At 54.0% G+C, this 6,744-nt stretch carries 6 protein-coding genes and 3 pseudogenes; 6 read left to right on the top strand and 3 right to left on the bottom strand.

Annotated features, from left to right (window positions below):
- Window positions 1–568 (bottom strand): DUF4158 domain-containing protein (locus tag H5P17_RS25850; protein ID WP_182825845.1); only part of this gene is annotated, 568 nt, incomplete at its 3' end.
- Between the two features lie 81 nt (window positions 569–649).
- Between H5P17_RS25850 and H5P17_RS25855 the strand changes: the two are divergent.
- Window positions 650–1,102, top strand: a pseudogene (locus H5P17_RS25855) (integrase core domain-containing protein); the annotation flags it as partial.
- A gap of 78 nt (window positions 1,103–1,180) precedes the next feature.
- Window positions 1,181–2,303, top strand: a pseudogene (locus H5P17_RS25860) (IS3 family transposase).
- Between the two features lie 263 nt (window positions 2,304–2,566).
- Here H5P17_RS25860 and H5P17_RS25865 read toward each other — a convergent pair.
- Entirely contained in the window at window positions 2,567–3,052 is a 486-nt protein-coding gene (locus tag H5P17_RS25865; protein WP_182825846.1) for an aconitase family protein, read from the bottom strand.
- 138 nt (window positions 3,053–3,190) lie between these two features.
- Entirely contained in the window at window positions 3,191–4,060 is an 870-nt protein-coding gene (locus H5P17_RS25870; protein ID WP_182825847.1) for an oxaloacetate decarboxylase, read from the bottom strand.
- 186 nt (window positions 4,061–4,246) lie between these two features.
- Between H5P17_RS25870 and H5P17_RS25875 the strand changes: the two genes are divergently transcribed.
- The 4 genes and pseudogenes from H5P17_RS25875 to H5P17_RS25890 all read left to right on the top strand — a co-directional run.
- Entirely contained in the window at window positions 4,247–4,819 is a 573-nt protein-coding gene (locus tag H5P17_RS25875) for an isochorismatase family cysteine hydrolase (protein ID WP_182825848.1), read from the top strand.
- 65 nt (window positions 4,820–4,884) lie between these two features.
- Window positions 4,885–5,832, top strand: coding sequence for an FUSC family protein (locus tag H5P17_RS25880; RefSeq protein ID WP_182825849.1), 948 nt, complete (start codon window positions 4,885–4,887; stop codon window positions 5,830–5,832).
- A gap of 91 nt (window positions 5,833–5,923) precedes the next feature.
- Window positions 5,924–6,376 (top strand): MarR family winged helix-turn-helix transcriptional regulator, encoded by a 453-nt coding sequence (locus tag H5P17_RS25885; RefSeq protein ID WP_182825850.1) that lies wholly within the window; start codon window positions 5,924–5,926, stop codon window positions 6,374–6,376.
- Window positions 6,377–6,432: 56 nt separating this feature from the next.
- Window positions 6,433–6,624, top strand: a pseudogene (locus H5P17_RS25890) (transposase); the annotation flags it as partial.
- Window positions 6,625–6,744 lie beyond the last annotated feature (120 nt).

Here is a 6,744-nt window from a genome sequence, read left to right on the forward strand (position 1 = left end):
ATTTCTTCTTCTCGGGGGCTCGGAGATGAGTATAAGAGAAAGATTTATGGTTGTTGGTGAGTCTGTTGTAAATGGAGTTTAAAAGGGTCTCTTCATAATGGTATGTAGCAGAACGAATAACCCGCTCAAGATGTGCTGTTGCAGGAGGCTCTGTGCGTTGCTCACGAAACCAGTCAAAAGCAGCTTCCCGGGCGTGGAGTGCTTTCGGATCCAAGGGTAAAACCTCAGCGCACAACCAGTCAAAAAGCAGCCGGAGATCACTGTCAGCAGAAGGGCGATAGCCGAGTAATTTCCGGATCGTCTGGCGATGCCGTAGCCCCTGCCGATCCAGTGGTTCGTATGAAGAAAAAAGATCACCAGAAAGACCGAGCTGTTGAGCAAGGTACTGAATAACATCCATGCTGACATCCTTGCCTGACGAAGGAAATCGTCCGTACATCTCCATAAACTTCAACTGAATGGCAAATCCGAGACGGCCCTTGTCGGTCATACCAGACAGCAGGGGAACTTGCTCAGGAGTCAACAACCAGAGATCTTTCCATTCAGTTTTATCCTGCCAGTTATCCATATGTACTCCGATATATGTAACTATCAGAAGATGCTGGTGATTTTACTCCTGTATACCACAAATGTCGTCATATTGCAGCTTCGCTCCCATTACCTCAATGTGGTGGATGATTTTAACCGTGAAGCTCTGGCGATAGAAATCGACCTTAATATCCCGGCGCAACGCGTCGTCCGGGTGCTGGACAGGATCGTGGTAAATCGCGGCTACCCGTTGAAGATGCGGATGGACAACGGGCCAGAGCTGGTTTCACTGGCGCTGGCACAATGGGCCGAAGAACATGGCGTGCAGCTCGAATTTATCAAGCCGGGTAAGCCAACACAAAATGCTTTTATCGAACGGTTCAACCGGACATACCGCACAGAAATCCTGGATTTTTACCTGTTCAGAACACTGAATGAAGCACGGGAAATTACAGAGCGCTGGCTGACGGAATATAACAACGAGCGGCCTCATGAATCCCTGAATAACCTGACGCCGGAAGAGTACCGGCTGATGGCTGAAAAACCGGAACTCTCAAAATGTACGTGGAACTAAAGTTGGGATACTTACACCCCGTTGATTAACACACCGCGATGTTAGTAATGTCTTCATAAGCCACATGAGGACATCCCCATGAAGAAGCGTTTTTCCGACGAACAGATCATCAGTATTCTCCGTGAGGCTGAAGCCGGGGTTTCTGCCCGTGAACTCTGCCGTAAGCACGCCATTTCCGACGCCACCTTTTACACCTGGCGTAAGAAGTTTGGTGGCATGGAAGTTCCTGAGGTGAAGCGGCTTAAATCTCTTGAAGAGGAGAACGCCCGCCTCAAAAAGCTACTTGCCGAAGCCATGCTGGATAAGGAGGCACTTCAGGTGGCTCTGGGGCGAAAGTACTGACGACAGGCCAGAAGCGGGAAGCCGTTGAGTTTATGTGTGGTGCGACCGGTCTGTCGCAACGTCGTGCCTGCAGGCTTACAGGTTTGTCCCTGTCGACCTGCCGCTACGAGGCTCAGCGCCTGGCAGCTGATGCGCATTTATCAGGGCGCATCACTGAGCTGGCACTGGAGCGCAGGCGTTTTGGCTACCGCCGCATCTGGCAACTGCTGCGTCGGGAGGGCCTTCACGTCAATCACAAGCGGGTATACCGTATTTACCACCTTAATGGACTGAGCGTAAAACGCAGACGACGCCGTAAAGGGCTGGCAACCGAAAGGTTTCCGCTTCTGCGCCCGGAAGCGCCGAACCAGACATGGTCGATGGATTTCGTTATGGACGCACTGGCCAACGGTCAGAGGATCAAGTGCCTGACCTGTGTGGATGATTTCACGAAAGAGTGTCTGACGATCACCGCGGCTTTAGGTATTTCAGGTGTTCAGGTCACGCGTATTCTGGACAGCATCGCGCTGTTTAGGGGCTATCCGGCGACAATAAGAACCGATCAGGGCCCGGAATTTACCTGTCGCGCGCTCGATCAATGGGCCTTTGAGCATGATGTGTGGAACTACGGCTTATCCAGCCGGGCAAGCCGACTCAGAACGGATTTATTGAGAGTTTTAACGGACGATTCAGAGATGGATGCCTGAATGAACACTGGTTCAGCGATATTGCTTATGCCAGGAAAACGATTAATGACTGGCGGCAGGACTATAACGAGTCCAGACCTCATTCATCGCTGAATTACCAGACGCCAGCTGAATTTGCAGCGAACTGGCGAAATGGAAAATTAGAAGGTAAACAAACCGACATTACTAACTGAGCGTTGTATCTAATAAAGGGGGCAGGTCAGAGCTTTTCTGTGGCTAATGTAGGACCGAAGTCACCATATTTTTCGCGTATCAACGTTAGAACACGCAGCTTGATATCATCCGGAGCGCGATTGTTTACGCGAGGTTATGCCGTCAGCAAGATACTTGACAAGGATTCTTTGCAATTTCCGTATGCTGAGCTTCAACAGTTTAGCCGCAGTGACCTGGGCCCGAAGTTTGTCGCAGACTTGCTGTAGTACGGTAAGCGTCACATTTAGACCGTCTGTGCAGCAGACTCCGGTTCCGGGAAAATAGTGTCAACGGTTTCACCGAAGAACTCAATGGCATATCCGAGCGCTAACCTAACGCCATACTTGGCCAACAGCCTCAGCGCAATATCTTTGCTGTAAACCCGCTCATCCAGTTGGCCATTAAGCGTGATGCGCAACGCTTTGGCTTTTTGCACGATCAGTGCGCCAAATGCACCATGTGTGCAGGTGTGGCTACCGCCACAAACCAGCGTCATACCCGGCATGACAAACCCCTGCTCCGGTGCCGCAACGTGGACGATCCCATGGGCTATGCTGTCCGAGTTGGCATAATTAAAGCCGAAGGCCTCCGCACCAGCCGCCAGGGATGAAATCATTTCGCTGCCGCCTTTCGAAGGCGAGTCAAACGGCCCTCGATCGGGCGCGGTGCTGATGGCATGATCTGCCACGGTGAAGACCTGAGACGGATGCAGAAGGGGGCCGCTCACCATTTTGCATCATTTCACGCAGAGCGTAGCCGCCGGTGATCTCGTGCAGCATCAGGCTATCGATAACTACCACGGACCGATCGCCCGCCAGAGAGGCGACCCTATGGTCTTCCCAAAGCTTGGCGAAAAGCGTTTGGCCACTCATAGCGCAAACGCCTGTTCGCGCATCCGTTCCGTAGGCAGTCCCACCACTTCGGTCACCTCATTGAATGAAAGCAACTGCTGCTCCAGCGCATCCAGCCCCCCGGACTTAGCCAGCGTCACCAGAGCCTGCCGCATGGCACCGCCAGCGGCGCAAAGTGTCAGAATCGGGTAGGAGACACGTGCAACCCCTAAACGTTCAAGTTCTTGCAGGCTGAGCATCGGGGTTTTTCCACCGTGGGTTCCAACCATATTGATGCTGATGGGGGCCTTGACCTGCGAAACGATAGTGGCGATGTCTTCCCGTGAGCGAACGGCTTCAATAAAAATGACCGTGGCGCCGGCGGCGGCATAGGCATTGGCGCGAGAAATGGCGCTGGCCAGACCTTCGGTCGCTATCGCGTCGGTGCGCGCGTTGATAACAAAGTCCGCATCGATGCGCGCCTCTGTAGCTGCGCGAATTTTTTGTACCATTTCTTCTACGGGGATCAGGGATGTGCCGTCCATGTGTCCACAGCGTTTTGGAAAAGATTGGTCTTCCAAGTTAACGCCGGCCGCGCCAGCCGCCTCAAGTAAACGCACCGTATGGTAAGTATTCAGAGCATTGCCAAAACCGGTATCACCGTCAGCCATCACCGGTATATCAATCGCTTGCGCTATCGTCTGAACGGCATTAATTTGATCCCTGAGGGATAGAATACCGATATCTGGTAACCCCAGGGCCGCCGCCGCAACGGCAAAGCCGCTGACTTGTAGTGCTTTGAATCCCGCATGCTCGGCCAGCCGGGTGCTGAACGCGTCGTATACGCCAGGCATGGGGAGGGCGCGGCGCGCTTCGATCAAGGTCTTCAACTGCTGGGCTTTCGACATCTTAAATACTCTTTCCATACAAAGCGTTCTCGGGGGCTGAGGTTGAAGGGAACGACACACCGGCACGTCGTTTGCTCTTATTCGGCCATGTTTGACTTGATATTTATGTATTCATAGCTATATAAATATAGTCAAATGTTCGAAGAAAGACCACCAACCCATTTCATCGAAGCAAGAGGAAACACCGTGAATACTGCCCTGATCGCTCTCGACTATATTTTTGATATTACCCACCCAGACGGAAAAATTGCGCGCTCCGCACAGCAGGTAGTGGAACGCAACGTCATCGCACAGGCCAATCGTGCGCTGGCGCTGGCGCAGCAAAAAAACTGGCTGCGCATTTTGGTTAAGGTGGGTTTCGCCGCTGATTATGTAGACCAGCCCAAACATTCACGCATGTTCGGTCAGGCGCATAAATTCGGTGCCATTGCGCTGGATCAGCCTGGCACGGCGTTTCATTCCGAGCTGGCGGCCGAATTGGGGGCGTTGGTGATCGTTAAGCCGCGCGTCAGCGCCTTTTACGGTACCAATCTGGATGCGGCGCTGCGCGCCCGGCGCATCGAACGGCTGATTATCTGCGGCGTCAGCACCACTTGGGCGGTGCAAAGCACGGCACGCGATGCGCATGACCGCGATTACCAGGTTCTGTTGCTGGAAGAAGCCTGCGCTGCCGCCACGCAGAAAGAACATCAAGAATCAATTGAGACGCTCGCACACATCACCGAGATTGTCACGCTGGAAGACCTGAGAGATCTTTGATGCAGCATCTACCGCCAAAATTAACATCGGAAATTAACCTGCGATCGCTAAAACGTGCGGCATGGATGCTGACGCCTGTGTTGGCGTTAACATTGCTGACGGGGGAGGCTAACTGGCTGAAGGCTTCGGTTGTTACCATTTCACTGTTTATCGTCTATGAAAGGGTGGAGCTGGCACCACTTGGTGTGGCATGCCACGCGCTGGTCTTGTTGCTGGCCTTTCTGGCACTGCTGTTCGCCATGTGCCAACCGGCCATTTTCGTGCTGACCTGCACGCTGGCAGCAGCTGCGGTTATAGGGATACCGGCTTATGGTGATAAGCTGAGATCGCTGGGCAACTTTACCTTTATTCCCGCGCTCTATCTGGCGTGTGAAACGGCGAAAGGTGTCGCCCCGGCGCAGTTTTCCATGCGCGTCTTGCCGCTGTTGCCCTATCTGGTGGCCGCCGTGCTGCCGGTGTTGGCTATCTCACTGGCGGAACATGTGCTGACCGGCCGCCGTTGGCACCATGTGTTTACGCTGCATCGCAGCGGTGATCTCGGCGCGCGGGTCGCTTGCGGCGAATCCCTGTTCGCCGTGAGTCTGGCCGTCGCGCTGGCGGTGGCGATCGTCGAATGGGGCCAGCTGGACTATGGGCAATGGGTGATCTGGTCGGCCGTCAGTGTAGTGACTGGCGACACGACGACGGCGCGCAAAAAGCTATATCAGCGCGGGGTCGGAGCCCTGATTGGCGTACCTGTCGGCGTGCTGCTGGGCTATATCATGCCGCACAGTGTGCTGGTGTATGAGTTTTTAACCGTAGCAGCCATGCTCACGTTGGTGTCTTTCTCACATTATACGTTGGGCTTTGGCGTGCGCTGCGCCTGTATCGCCAGTGCGTTGATGGTTATCGGCCAGACGCCGGAGGTCGCCACGGAACGGGCGCTCAATGTGCTGCTGGGTGGCAGCATAGGCCTGCTGTTCGTTTTTCTGCTGCATTTCGCCGTTGCTAGCAGGGGCGGTGCGTCCAGATAGGGACGGGGTTTTCCGTTGGCACAATTTAGGTTGACCGCGCTATCCCGTGATGTGAAAGTGCTGATAAATATATAGCTATTTATTGATAACGATGAAAAAAAATCCTGCTGAAGAAACAACGCTGCTGCGCATGCAGTTGATGTCTCTGGTGCGCCGCATGCGGCGTGAATCGCGCAGTGACGAAAAATCCTGGGCTCAACTGCTGCTGCTCGGCGCCATCGATCGCCACGGCGGCGAGGCGACGCCTTCTCTGTTGGCGGAATCGGAGCGTATGCGTTCCTCCAATCTGGCCGCTGCGCTGCGCGATCTGGAAGCCGATGGTTTGCTGATGCGCACGCCGGACGCCGAAGACCGGCGCAAGGTCAGGGTTAAACTGACCCCGGAAGGGCTGCGCCTGCTGCATAAAAGCCGCGCGCGGCGAGAAGTCTGGCTTTCCGCCGCCATGGCGTCTTGCCTCAGCGACGAAGAACAGACGCTTTTGATTACAGCTGGCCATTTGATGGCGCGTATTGCTAATGTGCAGCCATTAGAAGAGGAAAATTGAGATAATATTGCTTCTTTAATCCCTTTAATCTTTCTTAGTACTCGTAGTCATTTGCCATGGCAGTGGCGGCTCGATTCACCGAAGAGCAGATTGTCTTTGCCCTGAAGCAGGCTGAGCTGGGTACGTCTGTGCCGGATGTCTGCCGCAAACTGGGTATCTCCGATGCCACGTTTTACACCTGGCGCAAGAAATACGGTGGCATTTCGCCCTCAGAACTGAAGCACATGCGCCAGCTGGAAGAGGAAAACTGAACCGTACCGGGTTTCTTGGAGACTAAACTCTCAGTAAAGGAGACCCAACTATGTCATCGAAACGTTATCCCCCCGAACTGCGCGAACGCGCAGTCAGAATGTTGCTGGAGCAGCGCA

Origin of the sequence: Serratia sp. OS31 (assembly GCF_014164835.1) — a bacterium.
Classification (GTDB): Bacteria; Pseudomonadota; Gammaproteobacteria; order Enterobacterales; family Enterobacteriaceae; genus Serratia; species Serratia liquefaciens_A.